This is a genomic window from Pseudoalteromonas sp. SG43-1 (genome assembly GCF_014164415.1).
Taxonomy (GTDB): Bacteria; Pseudomonadota; Gammaproteobacteria; order Enterobacterales; family Alteromonadaceae; genus Pseudoalteromonas; species Pseudoalteromonas distincta.
In genome coordinates this window covers 85,456-101,708 of record NZ_JACJFD010000001.1, presented here as the reverse complement: position 1 = coordinate 101,708, position 16,253 = coordinate 85,456, and the positions used below count along the sequence as shown (strand labels likewise).

Below are 16,253 nucleotides of genomic sequence, written 5' to 3'. Positions count from 1 at the left end.
ATTTAACATTGCCAACAATACTATTTCACTTTACAGCCTAATGAGGTCTTATATTGATAGTTTTTGGATTATCATCACAGCGCAATACGCATAAAAAACCCAGTACGAATACTGGGTTTAGAGTAAAAAGTGTAAAGAATCTAATTATCTTTACACTAATAACTTTATATCATTTAGAACGGGATATCGTCATCAAAATCAATGGTTGGTTCCATTGGGTTTGATGCACCACCTTGCGGAGCACTTTGTGGTTTAGGAGCGAAACCACCTTGCTGCTGCGGTGCACTATTTTGTTGTGGTGCAAAGCCGCCTTGCGGCTGGTATTGATTACTTTGCTGCTGTGGTGCTGGAGCCGGTTTTGGTTGTGCTGCTGGTGCGGCTTGTTGCTGTGGATTATAGCCACCTTGCTGTGCGCCTTGACCTTGGTTATTTTGACCGTAACCACCACTTTGTTGGCCACCTTGCGGCTGATTACCTTGGTAACCACCACCTTGTTGGCCGCCTTGATTACCTTGATAACCACCGCTTTGCTGATCGCCACCGCGTGCGCCAAGCATTTGCATTTGACCTGTAAATCCGTCAACTACAATTTCAGTTGTGTATTTTTCTTGGCCTTGTTGATCGGTCCACTTACGTGTTTGAAGTTTACCTTCAACATAAATTTGTGAACCTTTACGACAATATTCACCAACAATTTCAGCTAACTTGCCAAAAAATACAACACGGTGCCACTCAGTTTTATCAACCATTTGGCCAGTGTTCTTATCTTTATAGCTATCCGAAGTTGCTAGGGTAATATTTGCTACACCGTTGCCGTTAGGCATATAACGAACTTCAGGATCTTGCCCTAAATTACCAACCAAAATTACTTTGTTCACACCGCGTGCCATGGAACCATCTCCTATAAATGTTAGATTAAACCAGCGACTTTACGCGCTTGGTCTAGGTCAAATTCTTTATCATTAATCTTTAAATAGCTGCGACTTTCATCGCGAACTACAGTTGCTTCTATTACACCTGGTAAAGCAACTAACTGAGAAGCAAGTACTTGAGCATGCTCTTCAGAATCTAATTTGGTCATTAAACTAATAACTTTACTTTTGGGTGGGACTTGCATTTTCCACGCAATAATAAGCCATATTAACCCAACAAGTGCCGCTGCCGCAAACACAGCTTGCGTCGTTGTAGTTTGTGCTACATAGCCACCTAACATACCGCCTAAAAAGGCGCCTAAAAACTGACTAGATGAGTAGCCTCCCATTGCTGAACCTTTTTGGCTTGCAGGTGCTATTCGCGATACAAGCGCAGGCATAGTGGCTTCTAAAAAGTTAAACGCCACAAAATAAAGCAGCATACACACAGCAATGCCTACTACACTATTAACCCATACCGACATTGCTAACATACTAATAGTTAACAAGGCTACCGAGCCAATAAATGCTTGTTTTTCTTTCTCTTTTTTAATGGCCACAATCATTATTGGTACCATTAATAAAAATGCTAAAAATAGCACTGGAATATACAAATACCAGTGATGGTCGGCAACCAAGCCATCTTTAATTAATTGACTCGGCAGTACCACAAAAATTGTGGTTAGCGTTAAATGCAATAACAATACACCTGCATTTAATCGTGCTAACTGAGGGTGTTTAATTAATTTTTTAATGTCGCTGAAGCTTGCTAATGTATCGCCTTTGGGCGCTTTATTTACCGCCTTTGGCACTAGCATGGTCACTATAAATATACCAAAGACAGCTAAAATAGCAGTCAACCAAAATACACCTGCAATACCCCACGAAGCGGCGACAATTGGCCCAAGTAACATAGCAAAGGCAAAGCTCATTCCTATGCTCATACCAATAACGGCCATTACTTTTGGTCGTTGCTCATCGCGGCTTAAATCTGAAGCAAACGCGAGTAGCGCACTGGCTATTGCGCCCATACCTTGTAAAGCACGGCCTACGGTAACCATTTGGATAGAGTCAGCTAATGCAGCAACTACAGAGCCAATAGCAAATACAACTAAGCCACCAACAATAACCTTTTTACGACCAATCTTATCGGATAATCGACCCATAGGTATTTGTAGTACAGCTTGCGTTAAACCATACGCACCAATGGCAAAACCAATCCAAATAGGCGAAAAACCTTCAAGCGATTGTCCATAAATAGCCAATACAGGCATCAGCATAAACAAGCCGAGCATTCTAAATGCAAACACACTCGCCAGTGATACAGCGGCGCGTTTTTCTCGTGAATTAAGTGAAGATGCGGTCATTATCTGCGTGATCTTACTCTATGAAAAATTGAGGTTGGGATTCTACCATAAGCTTGGCAATAATTAATCGCCTATAAGTAAGGATTTTTCATTGATCAAGGATTAATATTGCTTCGTATTATGCGATACTGAGTAAATAATTTTGGTAACAAACGAGATAGCATGGAAAACATTGAAGTCCGAGGCGCCCGAACGCACAATTTAAAAGACATCAGCCTAACCATCCCACGTGATAAATTAATAGTTATTACGGGTCTATCTGGTTCGGGGAAGTCATCACTTGCATTTGATACGCTTTATGCAGAAGGACAACGCCGATATGTTGAATCACTCTCTGCGTACGCAAGACAATTTTTATCGCTCATGGAAAAGCCTGATGTGGATCACATCGAAGGCCTCTCTCCTGCCATTTCTATTGAGCAAAAGTCAACGTCTCATAACCCGCGTTCAACCGTAGGTACTATTACCGAAATTTACGATTATTTACGACTTATGTTTGCCCGCGTCGGCGAACCACGATGTCCTACACATGATTTACCACTTGCTGCGCAAACCGTTAGCCAAATGGTAGATACTGTTTTGGCTCTACCTGAGGGCAGTAAATTAATGCTGCTTGCGCCAATAGTAAAAGAGCGTAAAGGTGAGCATGTTAAGTTATTAGAACAGCTATCTAGCCAAGGTTATATTCGCGCCCGTATAGACGGTGAAGTATGTGACTTGTCTGATCCACCAACACTTGAGCTTCATAAAAAACATACAATAGAAGTTGTTGTAGACAGATTTAAAGTAAAAGATGGCTTACAACAACGCTTAGCAGAATCGTTCGAAACTGCACTTGAAATGTCTAATGGTGTTGCACATGTAGCATACATGGACGATAGCAGCGCTGAAGAAATTCTATTTTCAGCAAATTTTGCCTGCCCTACTTGTGGCTATGCAATGACTGAACTTGAGCCGCGTTTGTTTTCGTTTAATAACCCAGCTGGTGCTTGTCAAACCTGTGATGGCTTAGGTATACGTCAATATTTTGATCCTAATCGCGTAGTGCATAACCCAGAGTTAAGCCTTGCTGGCGGTGCAATTAAAGGCTGGGATAAACGCAGCTTTTATTACTATCAAATGCTGCAAGCGGTTGCGGATCATTACAATTTTGATTTAGACGTGCCTTATCAAGATTTAGACAGCGAATCGAAAAAAATTATTTTAGATGGCTCTGGTAGCACTAAAATTGCGTTTAATTACCGTAACGACCGTGGCGATTTAATTACGCGTAACCATGAGTTTGAAGGCGTTTTAAACAACATGAATCGCCGCTACCGCGAGACCGAGTCAAACTCTGTACGCGAAGAACTTGCTAAATACCAAACAAGCCAAGCGTGTCCTAGCTGTCATGGCTCGCGCTTACGCGAAGAATCTCGAAATGTATTTATTGGACAAACCAACTTACCTGCAATCACATGCATGAGTATTGGTGAAGCCATGGAATTTTTTGAAGGTTTAGAGTTAACCGGACAAAAAGGCCAAATAGCTGAAAAAATATTAAAAGAAATTCGCGACCGCTTATCGTTTTTAATTAACGTTGGCCTAAATTATTTATCACTTGAACGTAGCGCCGATACATTATCAGGTGGTGAGGCTCAACGTATCCGCTTAGCCAGTCAAATTGGTGCCGGTCTTGTAGGTGTAATGTACGTACTAGATGAGCCATCTATTGGATTACATCAACGCGATAACGACCGTTTATTACAAACATTGGTCCATTTGCGCGACTTAGGTAACACCGTTATTGTGGTAGAGCACGATGAAGATGCTATTCGTGCTGCAGATCATATTATTGATATTGGCCCAGGTGCGGGTGTTCATGGTGGGCATATTATTGCTCAAGGTACGCGCGACGATATTTTAGCAAGCAAAGAGTCTGTTACGGGCCAATTTTTATCAGGCGTACGTAAAATAGAAATACCAAAAGAGCGTCACCCAACGAACGACAAATGGCTAGAGCTATTTGGCGCAACGGGTAATAACCTTAAAAATGTGGATTTAAAAATCCCATTTGGTTTAATGACCTGTGTGACAGGTGTATCGGGCTCAGGTAAATCAACGCTAATAAACGATACTTTATTTAAACTTGCTCATACAGAGCTAAATGGCGCAACCACTGCCGAAGCGGCACCGTATAAATCAATTAGCGGTTTAGATCATTTTGATAAAGTGATCGATATTGATCAAAGCCCAATTGGTCGTACTCCTCGTTCAAATCCGGCAACCTACACAGGTATATTTACCGGTATTCGTGAGTTATTTGCAGGCACACAAGAAGCGCGCTCACGTGGCTACAAAGTAGGTCGCTTTAGCTTTAACGTTAAAGGCGGACGCTGTGAAGCGTGCCAAGGTGACGGCTTAATTAAAGTTGAAATGCACTTTTTACCTGATGTGTATGTACCGTGTGATGTATGTAAGAGCAAACGCTATAACCGCGAAACGCTCGAAGTCCAATACAAAGGTAAAAACATACACCAAGTACTTGAGATGACTGTTGAAGACGCGCATGAGTATTTTGACAAAATACCGGCTATTGCCCGCAAGCTTAAAACCTTAATGGACGTTGGTTTATCGTATGTCCGCTTAGGTCAAGCCGCTACCACGCTTTCAGGTGGTGAGGCGCAACGTGTAAAACTAGCACGCGAGCTATCAAAGCGTGATACTGGTAAAACACTCTACATATTAGATGAGCCTACAACAGGCTTACACTTTGCTGATATTGAACAGCTGCTTGTTGTATTACATCGCCTGCGCGATCACGGTAACACCATTGTGGTTATTGAGCACAACCTCGATGTTATTAAAACAGCAGATTGGGTTATTGATTTAGGACCTGAAGGCGGAGCTGGCGGCGGTGAAATACTCATTGCAGGTACACCAGAAGAAGTGGCCGAATGTGAGCGTTCACATACTGGGCATTACTTAAAACCTCTATTAAATAAATAGAGGTTCAGTTGTGACAAATTAATCGGCTTTGAGGTTATTTAACTGTCGAGATTACACTTAATTAAAAATGGCGAGAAGATTCACTTCTCGCTATTTTTTGGCTCTAATTTTTCTTTTATCAACATAACAATCGAAAATGTTATTAAAGAAAAGCAACACACTGCTGCAAATTTAACCTTGAAAGATCAACAGACCCTAGTTATTCCAACTTATCTGTATTATTTGCATGTCTTTATATTTTGATTCTGTAAAGAAAATTTGATTGTTATCACTAATAAAAAATGCGATGGGTTTAAAATCCACGTGCACATCTTTTACTGTCTTATCTTCTAAATTAAGCCGAGCAACTCTTGAAATCGCATCAGAGTAGTAAAGGTAATTACCATTAATAGCAAAAAGTTGTGCTTGTCGCGCGTCTTTGGGTAATTCCCAACTCTGTTTATTTGATAGTTTAATTAACTGATTATTAGTAATTGCATAATTAGTACCGTCAGCGCCTGAAATTAATTTGTTGGCTTTAATATCCTCTAATATAGTTGTGTCTCGCGTTAATAAATTAAACTGAGCAAATAGGTTTTCTGAACCACTTCGCTCTAAATAAATTATACTTTCATTATCTTTAGACCATACATAGTTTAGTATTTTTCGCCCTTTAAACTCAGCTATGGTATAGAGTTTGTTCGACATAATGTCAAAAAATGCAATATCGCTATTAACTCTTAATAAAACACGATCTTGCTTACTCGATACTCTTAGCCCGCCAATAGCAAAGGTAGATTTCCCTTCATAAGTAAAGTTACTAAGTTGCTTTGTAAGTCCATTTTGAGATAACCACAACTGACTGCTGCCAGAGCGCTCGGATACAAAAATATGCGCTAGCCCTTTCTCATTAATGACTTCTACAATATGGTAGTCGTCTTCATCACTTTTGTAGAGTGCTTCATACTCAGGAACATCGTTAAAAAGACTAGTCGCTTTAATTAACGAAAAGGTTTGTGTTTTATTTGCTGAGTAAAAGAGGCTATTAGCAGATTGAACTGCAATATAATAAGGTGAAATTGCTGGGGTAACCGTTAGTGTGCGTTTAATAATATTATTTTCATCAAACACAATGGTTGAAAGGTCAGAGTCTTCAAAAACAATCACGCCTTTATCGTCTGCAAGCCAGTCAAACGCGAAGCTAATTATGCTTTTCTTTGCTTTAAATAACCGCTTGGTTTCATGGGTCTCAAAGTTATAGCTAAATACAGAAAAAGGCTTACCCTTTTGACTAAGTATATATGCTATTTTATTACCTGAAGAAGATAAGCGCGGCATTATTACGCCATACATTACACCTGGTGGTGGAATAACAATGGACTCTTTTTGTAACTCTAAATCAAATTTATATAAACCTGAGCCATCTTGCTCATTTTTATATTCAGTGTAATAAATATATTCACTATTTTCGTCTACTTGTGCGTAGCCGGTGTATCTAAGGTCACACTTTTTAATTAATGTAGCCTCACCAACAATAGGAAACTGGCTTAAATCAACCAGTACCATTTCGCACTGCTGTTGTTTTAAGTTTGTAGCTTGTATAAGCACTGCGTGCTGATTTAACTGCCACGATAAAATAGATACTTGAAAGCCAGAATAGGTAATTTCAACCTCCCTTTGATCAGATAGTCGCTTTACAAATGCATGCATTACGTCATTTTCAGGTTCAACATTTGTATAAGCTAAATATTGTTTATCTGAGGACATCTCAGGGTGAACCTCACTGCCTATATTCCATGTGCTTGCTACCTTATTAACCGTGATCTGTTTAATCTTTTCGCTAGAAGGTGCATTAATAAAAAACAACCCAAACCATACTAAAGAGCACAGGCAAATAATGACGAGTAAAGAATAAATCAAAAAATTTTTACTATTCTTTTTTTGAACTGGTTGAGAAGTAGTTGCAGTAGCTATCTCTTCATTTTTGGCAGAAATACCCGGTGAGTCAGGCAAAATGTTTACAGGCTCTTTCAAAACGTTTGCTTGCGTTAAACGCTCAGGTATTACTGTTAGGCTATATCCTTTACGGTAATGCGTTTTTAAAAGCGGCGCTTTTTCAATTGGATGGGCAAGCTGCTTTCTTAACTCTGAGATTGCACGGTTAATCGCATTATCATCAACAAAGCTCTGTTGCCACACACTCTCAATAAGCTCTTGGCGGGAAACAATTTGTTGAGGCTTGTCTATAAAGTGAAGTAATAGCTTTACTAAAAGTGGATCTAATTCCCTTTCTAAATGGTTTGAAGTAATCACACAGCGATTACTAATAAATTGCCAAGGTCCGATTTGATAATTCATAGTTTTTACGTATTTTTATTTTTATAAACCGTATCACATCTACACTTTCTTTTATAGAAAAAGCATTTTAAACCTTATATTAGCATTATAAGGTTTAAGGCTAACCCTCTAAATTAAAACAATTATTTAATTTAAAAACCTTATCTATTAATTGCTCATAACTAGATAAGCGACTCTCAATAAATTCAGCGATATTCTTTAAACCGTCATCAACAAGCAGCTTAGTAAAAAATCATTTGTGATTCTAAATTGGCTGCAATTAAAAATATAAAAGGTTTAATTATGAATAGCACAATGAAAAAAGTACTACCGGCTTTACTACTAGCAACTGCTTTTAATACAACTTCAGTTATTGCAGCTGACGCTAAACAACACACCGTTCAAAGTAATTTTAATCAATGCATAATTGGTGAAAGCGTAGAGGCGATTAACCCAGTTAATAAAAAGCAGCAAGAAACAAACAACATAGACGCCACTGAGTCTTTAAAAAGTAATGTTGATACACAAACGTTACTTTCTTCGATAGATGAAAAAATATCAGCTGAGCTTGACTCTTCAATGAGCAAAATAAACTCGCAAATTGATAAAAACCTTTCAAAGTTAACATCCTCAATCACTGCATATTTCAGCACTGTGTTATCGAACTAAAAACAATAAAATTAAAAGTTACATAAAGGAATTATCATGAAAAAATTCACAAAAAAATTAGTATCTGCCAGCGTATTACTTAGCTGTAGTCTTTTAGCAAATACAGCACAGGCCCAAAGCTCTGTATGGCAAGTAAGCAATGGTAATGACTCACTATTTATTGGCGGTACAGTTCACATACTACCTAAAGCTGAAATGCCACTACCCGCTGAGTTTAACCATGCTTATGAACTAGCGGATACAATTATTTTAGAAGCACCGATAACTGACCCAGCCGACACTAATGCGCAAATGCAAATGTTAGGCGCACTATCGTATACAAATAACGAAACGTTAAGTCAAAAACTAGAACCCGAGATTAAGGCATCACTTGAAAATAAGCTTAACGAGTTTGGCGCTAATCTCGCTAAGTTAGATGGCTTTCGCCCTGCTATGGTTGGTATTGTTTTAATGTCGATGGAGCTTCAAAAGCAAAATTTAATGGGTGAAGGTGTTGATGCTTATTTTACTAAAAAAGCGACTGAAGATAACAAAACAAAAAATTACTTAGAAACAATGGAATTTCAGTTAGAGCTTTTTAAAAAAATGGGTCAAGGCAACGAAAACGACTTCATTAAACATAACTTAGCCGAGCTGCACAACTATGGCGATATGTTTAAAGGACTTTTAGCTGCCTGGCGCAAAGGTGATACAGACACACTGAATAAAGTGGCACTTGAAGATATGCAGCAAAATGATCCGAATAGCTACAAACAAATCATTACAGATAGAAATAATGATTGGTTACCAAAAGTAGAAGCCATGTTTAACAACGACAAAAATGAGTTTGTACTTGTTGGAGTTGCCCATCTTGCAGGACAAGATAGTTTACTTACCTTACTTGAAAACAAGGGCTATAAAGTTTCTTTAGTTGATATTGATAGCACGGCAGATATAACAGTAAGAGGGGCTGAATAATGGATAAAACAGACAAACTAGCTATATCGCTACTGTTTCTATTTGGGTCCATCATGTTGATATGTGCTATATAAAAAATGCCGCTAACAAGCGGCATTTTTTTATTTTAATAAACTTACCCGCGAGGAATAAAACCAAGCGCATCGTATACCGATTTCAATGTTTTCTCAGCACGAACACTTGCTTTTTCAGCACCCGACTTCATTATGCCATCAAGTAGGTTTTGATCTTCTCTGATCTCTTTAAAGCGTGCTTGAATTGGCTCAATCATATTTACAACTGCATCTGCTGTATCTTTCTTTAAATGGCCATACATTTTATCTTCATACTCAGGAACTAGGTCTTCAATTGAGCGCTTAGTTGCAACACTCAATAAAGTAAGCAAGTTTGATACGCCAGGCTTTTCTGTGCGATCAAAATAAATACGTGCTTGTTCATCTGAATCAGTTACTGCTTTTTTAAGCTTTTTCACAATTTGCTTAGGCTCATCTAATAACATGATGTAACCATTTGGGTTTTCGTCAGACTTAGACATTTTTTTAAGTGGATCTTGCAAGCTCATTACGCGTGCACCAAACTCAGGGATGTACGGCTCTGGTAATTTAAATACGTCGCCATATAAATTATTAAAGCGTGTGGCTATATCGCGAGTCAGCTCTAAGTGTTGCTTTTGATCATCCCCTACTGGTACTTGATCAGCTTGGTATAATAAAATATCTGCAGCTTGCAATACCGGATATGAAAATAAGCCCACGTTTACGTTATTTGCGTGCTTAGATGACTTGTCTTTAAACTGAGTCATTCGATTAAGCTCACCCATTTGCGCGTAACAATTTAATACCCACGCTAATTGTGCGTGCTCAGGTACTTGCGATTGTACAAATAACGCAGATTTTTCAGGATCAATGCCACATGCCGCGTAAAGAGCAATACCATCTAACACTCGAGAGCGCAGTAATTCAGGCTCTTGGCGAACCGTAATAGCGTGTAAGTCTACTAACATAAAGAAACTTTCGTGGTCTTCCTGTAACTTTAGCCACTGGTTAATAGCGCCAACATAGTTGCCTATTGTCATACCACCGGTTGGCTGAATGCCGCTTAAAACTACTGGTTTACTCATGATTTTCCTTTATTTTGCTTAATGAATAATATTTAACGCTGCGTTAGAACAGGTATTATATCTAAGAAGTTATCGCATAGGTACTGCGGATTATAATCCTCAAGACTTTCACCTTGGTTATAGCCATAACTAAGTGCAATTACGTCTATATTAGCGGCTTTAGCTGCAAGTATATCGCTTTTAGAATCACCTATCATTATTGCTTTATTAGGTTCCGCATTTAGTTTTTTGCAGGCAAATAGCAATGGTTCTGGCGATGGTTTTTTTGCCATATCGTCACCGCATACAACCACATCAAAATGACTCGTTAGTGCCAGTTTATCGAGTAATTTCTCTGTAAAAATTCGAGACTTATTAGTGATTAATGCTTTAGGCATACCGCGAAGTGCTGCAAGCCCTGTTTCTACATGTTGGTACAAAACACTATACTCACCAACTTGTTGTTCATAATACTTATAGAACTGTAATATTGCTTTGCCACTAAGTGACTCATCTAAATTTTCACTCACTTGCATATCGCCACTCAAAGCGCGTTTTACAAGGACTTCAACACCATTACCAACCCAACTTTCAACCAAGCGTTGACTAACAATAGGAAAAGCAAAATCGCTCAAGGTTAAATTAATAGCGATATACAAGTCGTAAACGCTATCAACCAAAGTACCATCTAAATCAAATAAGGCGACATCGTACTTCATTACTTAACACTTCCAAGCTGCTCACGCATTTGATCAATCACCACTTTGTAATCAGGTTGATTAAAAATAGCTGAGCCTGCAACAAACATATCAGCACCCGCTCGAGCCGCTGCTGCAATATTATCGACCTTAATACCACCATCAACCTCTAAGCGAATATCTCGGCCTGATTCAATAATACGCTGTTTGGCTTGGCGTAATTTTTCAAGCGTATGAGGGATAAAGCTTTGCCCGCCAAACCCAGGATTTACCGACATTAGTAAAATGGTATCTAGCTTATCAATAACATGATCTAAATAACTTAGGCTTGTTGCTGGGTTAAACACTAAGCCTGCTTTACAGCCGTGATCTTTAATTAACTGTATTGTACGATCGACGTGCTCACTGGCTTCAGGATGAAAAGTAATAATAGAAGCACCAGCCTCAGCAAATAAAGGTATTATGCTATCTACAGGCTTAACCATTAAATGTACGTCGATAGGAGCTGTAATACCGTAATCTCTTAGTGCTTTACACACCATAGGACCAATTGTGAGATTAGGTACATAGTGATTATCCATTACATCAAAGTGAACCACATCAGCACCCGCTTCGAGAACTTTATCAACATCTTCGCCTAGCTTTGCAAAATCAGCAGACAAAATAGAAGGGGCTATTAAATATTTTTGCTCTGGGTTAAACATGATTAACTCCATCAATAAATAGTGTATTGCGTTAATGTAACTTAATTGAAGATGTTACCCAAGTAATATGGCGTAATAGCCCCCATTTTAGGTAACTTTAAGTTTGATATTTAACCAGTATTTGCTATGATTAAAAAAGTAACAAATTATTGGATTTCATCATGCGTGCTTTTAAAATTGGGATATTAATTGCGTCGGCATTACTGCTTATCGGGGCGTTTAGCTTTGGTTCAAGCTCTGAGCAAGAATTAAGCTCAGTGAGTAATTGTCATAATACACAAGTGGTAAGTGCTCAAAACACTTTAACTGCGTGTATTAAAGCTGAAGAAGAGTCATCATGGTTTTCGTGGTTAACTGGCGATAGCCGTAGTGCTCAGTTTCATTACCTTGATTTACTGGAACTACTTACTAGTTCTGAAGATTCTAAAAACACTCCTTCTTTAAAACCTTTATTTTAAATAATGCTACAATTTTTTAGCGCGTTGCAAAGTGTGCTAGCTGCATTTTTTGGTGTTCAGTCTGAAAATAAACGCCAAGTCGATTTTAAACAACATTCCCCTTTATCCATCATTTTAATTGCGATTGTACTATTTGTTGCTTTTGTTATCGCAATTTACGCAGTGGTTGCTTGGGTGCTAAATACATAGCCATCAACTCGTCAACTTTATTTCTAGAGCCACCTTTGGGGCTAATAGTGCGCTTTACTTGAATTTGTTCAAGCGATGCTTGGCTATAAATTTTACGCGTCCACACGGTATCGTGGTTTGAAATAAGCACAGGTGTGTTATTTTCAAATGCGGCTTGTTCTGCCAAATTAGCTAAGTTAGCCTGATCATCTAAATTAAACCCCCCTTTTGCGTAAGACGTAAAAGAAGCCGTTTTACTTAATGGTACATAAGGTGGGTCGCAATAAATAACAGCATTGTTAGGCACTAACTTAAAAACGTCATCGTAATCTAAACAAGTGAACGTTGCTTTTTGTGCTTTTTCAGCAAAAAAATACATTTCTTTTTCAGGAAAGTAAGGCTTTTTATACTTACCAAAAGGCACATTAAAAATGCCTTTTAAATTATACCTACACAGTCCGTTGTAACCATGGCGGTTCATGTATAAAAACAAGATTGAACGTTCGTATACATCACGGCTTTGATTAAACTGCACACGATATTCGTAATACGCATCTGCGTGATTATTCAAATCAACAAATAGCTTTTTAGCGTCACTAATAAGCTCATCTGGAGAGCTTTTAAGCTCTTTATATAAGTTAATTAAGTCTGCATTGATATCATTGAGGATATAGTGCTTAAAGTCACTATTTAAAAACACAGAGCCTGCACCAACAAAAGGTTCAACCAAAGTATCAGCATGCTTGCTAGCTTGGTTTAATCGCGCATTAATGTTTTCAACTAGGCTGTATTTTCCGCCGGCCCATTTAAGGAAGGCTCTACTTTTTTGCTGCATTGGCTCTTTACTTCAATCTGGTGTTGCGCGATTTTACACTAAAGCAGTGTGTTTTACTGATCAACGACTGCTATTTCTTGCTTTATTTTACTAATTTTTTTATAGAAAGGTTTATTTTTTCTAACCTCAGGGGGTAAAGTATCCATTGCTGATTTTGCCTCGTTTATACTCTCAAAGCTGCCAAATGTAACAACCCACCATATTTGATTATTTCGCTTCGTTTGGTAAGAATGTGCTTGCTGCTGTAGATTGAATTGAGCAATGAAATTATCGCGAACTTCCTGCTGAGTTACCGCTAATAATTGAATAACACTATTTGTATCTGCTTGCTGCATGTACCAAATATTATCTTGGCTTATCTGAGTTTGCTCTGCTGTATTTACTTTCTCTACTTTTAGAGCTTTAGATACAACTTCACCTGCTTCACTGCTTTTGTTTTTAACGCTATTATCAATAGCATTGTCTAATACCTTGACGGTATTTGCAGGTTCGGTAAGACTTTGCATGATAGCAGGCACATCATTAATGTGTACGCTCTCTGGCTCAATATCTGGCTCAACTACTTCAGGGTCATTTAAGGTAACTACTGACTCATTTTGCTTTATAACCGGCTCACTTACTTGCTCTACAGATATTGCTGTATTTAGGACTTGCGCTTCTTCCTGCTGATAATATTGTTGCCACCACTGCGTCATATCAGACTTATAAAGCAGACCAATAATTAAAAGCATAATTAACAACATCAAAATCAATAAGTGCAATCGCCAAGATACTTTATCTTTAACGATAATATCGGCTATGTGCTCACTAGGTTGCCAAGCAAGCAATAAGCTGGGATTACCATGAGCCTCGGCTAAAAAAGTACTAAAAACAGGGTCTTCATCATAAGGTAAATCAGTAAAGTACCACTGCAATAACATCTTGCTTTCTCGAAGCGTCAGTGGCTCCAAGTAAATTTCGACAGCATCATTTAAAGCAAGTTTAGACTGTGATGCAATTATGATATACAACGTATTAGGGCTATTTTTAGAAAGCAGCTCAAGCTCAATTAGTATCTCTTCAGATAATTGCCTACCGCCATCAAGCACCCATAAACAAGGTCCGCACTGCTGTTGCTCAAGCAGCTGGTAATAGTTTTCAGGTAAACTTAAATTATGATCAACTAAAGGGGAATTAAAGCTTTGCTCTAATAAATCGCTCATTAGCTGAGCGTCAGTCATTTGTGCACTTACTTGCACAAACGCTTTATTAAAGTCATTGTATTTATCTGTAATGAAGGTTTCGAGCATATAACTTTTACCTAGCCCCGATGTGCCAAGTAAAACTATTAAATTTTGTCCGTACTCAAATTGCAGTGCGATTCTATCCACCAAAGCCGCACGGCTTGGTAAAATTTGTGACTGCATTTACTGCTCGATTAAGTCTCTAACTTGGTCATCAGAAACATCATCAACTAATGCACACTGGCCAAATTGGGTAGGTAGAATAAAGCGTATAGTGCCTCTTTTATTCTTTTTGTCTTTACGCATATGCGTTAGGAACTGCTCACTAGTCATTTGCTTTGGAATTTCTGTTGGTAAATTATATAGCTCAAGCAGCTTAATAATTCGATCAACTTCACTTGCGCTTAAATCTTGGCGTGTCTTGGCAAGTTTAGCTGCTAATACCATGCCTGTTGCAACAGCTTCGCCATGTAACCAAACGCCGTAGCCCATTTCTGCCTCAATTGCATGGGCAAATGTATGACCTAAGTTTAATAAAGCACGTAAACCATGCTCTTTTTCATCTTGCGCAACTATAAGCGCTTTTATTTCACAACATCTAAAAATAATATGCTGTAAGCACGTTTCATCTAGTTGCTGCAAATTAGCTACGTTTCGCTCTAAGTATGCAAATAATTCGGTATCGTAAATCAGACCATACTTAATTACTTCAGCCATACCTGCTGCAAACTCTCTTGCTGGTAGGGTGTGTAATGTTTGTGTATCAATAAAAACCGCTTGAGGCTGATAAAATGCCCCTATCATATTTTTACCTAAAGGATGATTTACTGCCGTTTTACCACCTACCGATGAATCAACCTGTGAAAGCACTGTCGTTGGTATTTGAATAAACGGTACGCCGCGCTGATAACACGCTGCTACAAAACCAGTTAGATCACCTATAACACCGCCACCTAACGCAATTAAACACGTATCTCGGCCACAGTTATTTTGTAGTAAAAATGCTGATATTTTTTCAAACCATTCAAGTGATTTATATTGTTCACCGTCAGGAATAATAAAAGATAGCGGATTTTGATCTGCTAATGAGTCAAGTAACGCTTGTAAATATAAAGGCGCTATTGTGTCATTAGTAATGATGATAGGCCGACAATCACCAATGTGGTGAACCAGGCGGCCATTATCTTGAAGTGCAGATTGCCCAATATAAATAGGATAACTTCGCTCGTCCAAATTAACTGTTAATTTAAGCATGCTTAGTTATTTCCTTATTATTGGTTTTTAAAAATCTAATTTCTCGATGATTTGGTTAGCAACAACTTTAGCGCTTTGCTCATCGGTACGTACAACAAAATCGGCAACTTCTTTGTATAGGGGCTCGCGTTCTTCTGCTAAGCGCTCTAGTACGTTACGAGGTGCTTCTTCAGTTTGCAGTAATGGGCGACGCTTGTCGCGTTGCGTGCGTGCAACTTGCTTTTCTATAGGTGTCTCTAGGTATACAACGATACCTCGAGCCGAAAGCTTGTTTCGAACTTCTTTGCTCATTACTGAACCACCACCGGTAGCAAGTACAATACCTTGCATCTCGGTTAAATCGCCAATAACAGACTCTTCTCGAAGTCTAAAGCCTTCTTCACCTTCAAGATCGAATACCCATGCAATATCTGCACCTGTGCGGCGTTCGATTTCTTGATCAGAATCAACAAATTCAAGGTGTAATTGGTCAGCGATGTGACGACCAATCGTGCTTTTGCCAGCCCCCATGGGGCCAACTAGAAATATATTACGTTTCTCAGCCATATCTTTTAGTACAAACAAACTCTAAAATTTGAAATAAAACCCCGCCTAACGACCTGGCCC

General features: G+C 38.7%; 15 protein-coding genes. 5 read left to right on the top strand and 10 right to left on the bottom strand.

Going from position 1 to position 16,253, the window contains the following annotated elements:
* Positions 1-173: 173 nt before the first annotated feature.
* Positions 174-890, bottom strand: coding sequence for a single-stranded DNA-binding protein (ssb, locus tag H5159_RS00415; protein WP_182779490.1), 717 nt, complete (start codon positions 888-890; stop codon positions 174-176).
* Positions 891-910: 20 nt separating this feature from the next.
* Positions 911-2,278 carry an MFS transporter gene (locus tag H5159_RS00410; RefSeq protein ID WP_149602041.1) on the bottom strand — a complete coding sequence of 456 codons (1,368 nt, stop codon included), beginning with the start codon at positions 2,276-2,278 and terminating at the stop codon, positions 911-913.
* A gap of 162 nt (positions 2,279-2,440) precedes the next feature.
* Between H5159_RS00410 and uvrA the strand changes: the two genes are divergently transcribed.
* Positions 2,441-5,266, top strand: a complete 2,826-nt coding sequence (gene uvrA / locus H5159_RS00405) for an excinuclease ABC subunit UvrA (protein WP_182674132.1) — start codon at positions 2,441-2,443, stop codon at positions 5,264-5,266.
* Between the two features lie 195 nt (positions 5,267-5,461).
* Here uvrA and H5159_RS00400 read toward each other — a convergent pair whose 3' ends face one another.
* Positions 5,462-7,603, bottom strand: coding sequence for a winged helix-turn-helix domain-containing protein (locus tag H5159_RS00400; RefSeq protein WP_182779489.1), 2,142 nt, complete (start codon positions 7,601-7,603; stop codon positions 5,462-5,464).
* Positions 7,604-7,885: 282 nt separating this feature from the next.
* On the opposite strand from H5159_RS00400, the gene H5159_RS00395 reads away from it, so the two are divergent.
* Together H5159_RS00395 and H5159_RS00390 are read left to right on the top strand one after the other, a co-directional pair.
* Positions 7,886-8,251 carry a hypothetical protein gene (locus H5159_RS00395; protein ID WP_182692805.1) on the top strand — a complete coding sequence of 122 codons (366 nt, stop codon included), beginning with the start codon at positions 7,886-7,888 and terminating at the stop codon, positions 8,249-8,251.
* A gap of 36 nt (positions 8,252-8,287) precedes the next feature.
* A complete protein-coding gene (locus tag H5159_RS00390) occupies positions 8,288-9,208 on the top strand; it encodes a TraB/GumN family protein (protein ID WP_182779488.1) in 921 nt (306 codons plus the stop codon).
* Between the two features lie 115 nt (positions 9,209-9,323).
* Here H5159_RS00390 and trpS read toward each other — a convergent pair whose 3' ends face one another.
* From trpS to rpe, 3 genes are read right to left on the bottom strand one after another with little or no spacing between them, the layout of a single operon-like run.
* On the bottom strand, positions 9,324-10,328 hold the full coding sequence (gene trpS / locus H5159_RS00385) for a tryptophan--tRNA ligase (RefSeq protein ID WP_002958388.1): 1,005 nt from the start codon (positions 10,326-10,328) through the stop codon (positions 9,324-9,326).
* A 32-nt stretch (positions 10,329-10,360) separates the two neighbouring features.
* Positions 10,361-11,026 carry a phosphoglycolate phosphatase gene (locus H5159_RS00380; RefSeq protein ID WP_024595274.1) on the bottom strand — a complete coding sequence of 222 codons (666 nt, stop codon included), beginning with the start codon at positions 11,024-11,026 and terminating at the stop codon, positions 10,361-10,363.
* Positions 11,026-11,709, bottom strand: coding sequence for a ribulose-phosphate 3-epimerase (rpe, locus tag H5159_RS00375; RefSeq protein ID WP_002958386.1), 684 nt, complete (start codon positions 11,707-11,709; stop codon positions 11,026-11,028). Before rpe ends, H5159_RS00380 begins: the two co-directional genes overlap by 1 nt.
* A gap of 161 nt (positions 11,710-11,870) precedes the next feature.
* Here rpe and H5159_RS00370 point away from each other — a divergent pair, with 161 nt between their 5' ends.
* Complete coding sequence (locus tag H5159_RS00370; protein ID WP_024596024.1) at positions 11,871-12,167, top strand: hypothetical protein; 297 nt, start codon at positions 11,871-11,873, stop codon at positions 12,165-12,167.
* A gap of 3 nt (positions 12,168-12,170) precedes the next feature.
* A complete protein-coding gene (locus tag H5159_RS00365) occupies positions 12,171-12,356 on the top strand; it encodes a DUF2970 domain-containing protein (protein WP_002958384.1) in 186 nt (61 codons plus the stop codon).
* Here the strand turns inward: H5159_RS00365 and H5159_RS00360 are convergent.
* The 4 genes from H5159_RS00360 to aroK are packed head-to-tail and all read right to left on the bottom strand — an operon-like array spanning position 12,313 to position 16,193.
* Complete coding sequence (locus H5159_RS00360; RefSeq protein ID WP_002958383.1) at positions 12,313-13,170, bottom strand: Dam family site-specific DNA-(adenine-N6)-methyltransferase; 858 nt, start codon at positions 13,168-13,170, stop codon at positions 12,313-12,315. The genes H5159_RS00365 and H5159_RS00360 overlap by 44 nt on opposite strands.
* 53 nt (positions 13,171-13,223) lie before the next feature.
* Positions 13,224-14,576: an SPOR domain-containing protein gene (locus H5159_RS00355; RefSeq protein WP_182779487.1), complete on the bottom strand. Its 1,353-nt coding sequence runs from the start codon at positions 14,574-14,576 to the stop codon at positions 13,224-13,226.
* Entirely contained in the window at positions 14,577-15,647 is a 1,071-nt protein-coding gene (gene aroB, locus H5159_RS00350; RefSeq protein ID WP_024596026.1) for a 3-dehydroquinate synthase, read from the bottom strand. It abuts the gene before it with no gap.
* Positions 15,648-15,674: 27 nt separating this feature from the next.
* Positions 15,675-16,193, bottom strand: coding sequence for a shikimate kinase AroK (gene aroK, locus H5159_RS00345; protein ID WP_004589350.1), 519 nt, complete (start codon positions 16,191-16,193; stop codon positions 15,675-15,677).
* Between the last annotated feature and the right edge of the window lie 60 nt (positions 16,194-16,253).

Excerpts from the sequence above, each read along its gene's own strand:
- H5159_RS00360 (WP_002958383.1), bottom strand. The coding sequence starts at position 13,170 with ATGCAGCAAAAAAGTAGAGCCTTCCTTAAATGGGCCGGCGGAAAATAC.
- H5159_RS00380 (WP_024595274.1), bottom strand. The coding sequence starts at position 11,026 with ATGAAGTACGATGTCGCCTTATTTGATTTAGATGGTACTTTGGTTGAT.
- H5159_RS00370 (WP_024596024.1), top strand. The coding sequence starts at position 11,871 with ATGCGTGCTTTTAAAATTGGGATATTAATTGCGTCGGCATTACTGCTT.
- H5159_RS00390 (WP_182779488.1), top strand. The coding sequence starts at position 8,288 with ATGAAAAAATTCACAAAAAAATTAGTATCTGCCAGCGTATTACTTAGC.
- H5159_RS00410 (WP_149602041.1), bottom strand. The coding sequence starts at position 2,278 with ATGACCGCATCTTCACTTAATTCACGAGAAAAACGCGCCGCTGTATCA.
- H5159_RS00355 (WP_182779487.1), bottom strand. The coding sequence starts at position 14,576 with ATGCAGTCACAAATTTTACCAAGCCGTGCGGCTTTGGTGGATAGAATC.
- ssb (WP_182779490.1), bottom strand. The coding sequence starts at position 890 with ATGGCACGCGGTGTGAACAAAGTAATTTTGGTTGGTAATTTAGGGCAA.
- aroK (WP_004589350.1), bottom strand. The coding sequence starts at position 16,193 with ATGGCTGAGAAACGTAATATATTTCTAGTTGGCCCCATGGGGGCTGGC.
- H5159_RS00400 (WP_182779489.1), bottom strand. The coding sequence starts at position 7,603 with ATGAATTATCAAATCGGACCTTGGCAATTTATTAGTAATCGCTGTGTG.
- trpS (WP_002958388.1), bottom strand. The coding sequence starts at position 10,328 with ATGAGTAAACCAGTAGTTTTAAGCGGCATTCAGCCAACCGGTGGTATG.
- uvrA (WP_182674132.1), top strand. The coding sequence starts at position 2,441 with ATGGAAAACATTGAAGTCCGAGGCGCCCGAACGCACAATTTAAAAGAC.
- H5159_RS00395 (WP_182692805.1), top strand. The coding sequence starts at position 7,886 with ATGAATAGCACAATGAAAAAAGTACTACCGGCTTTACTACTAGCAACT.
- H5159_RS00365 (WP_002958384.1), top strand. The coding sequence starts at position 12,171 with ATGCTACAATTTTTTAGCGCGTTGCAAAGTGTGCTAGCTGCATTTTTT.
- rpe (WP_002958386.1), bottom strand. The coding sequence starts at position 11,709 with ATGTTTAACCCAGAGCAAAAATATTTAATAGCCCCTTCTATTTTGTCT.
- aroB (WP_024596026.1), bottom strand. The coding sequence starts at position 15,647 with ATGCTTAAATTAACAGTTAATTTGGACGAGCGAAGTTATCCTATTTAT.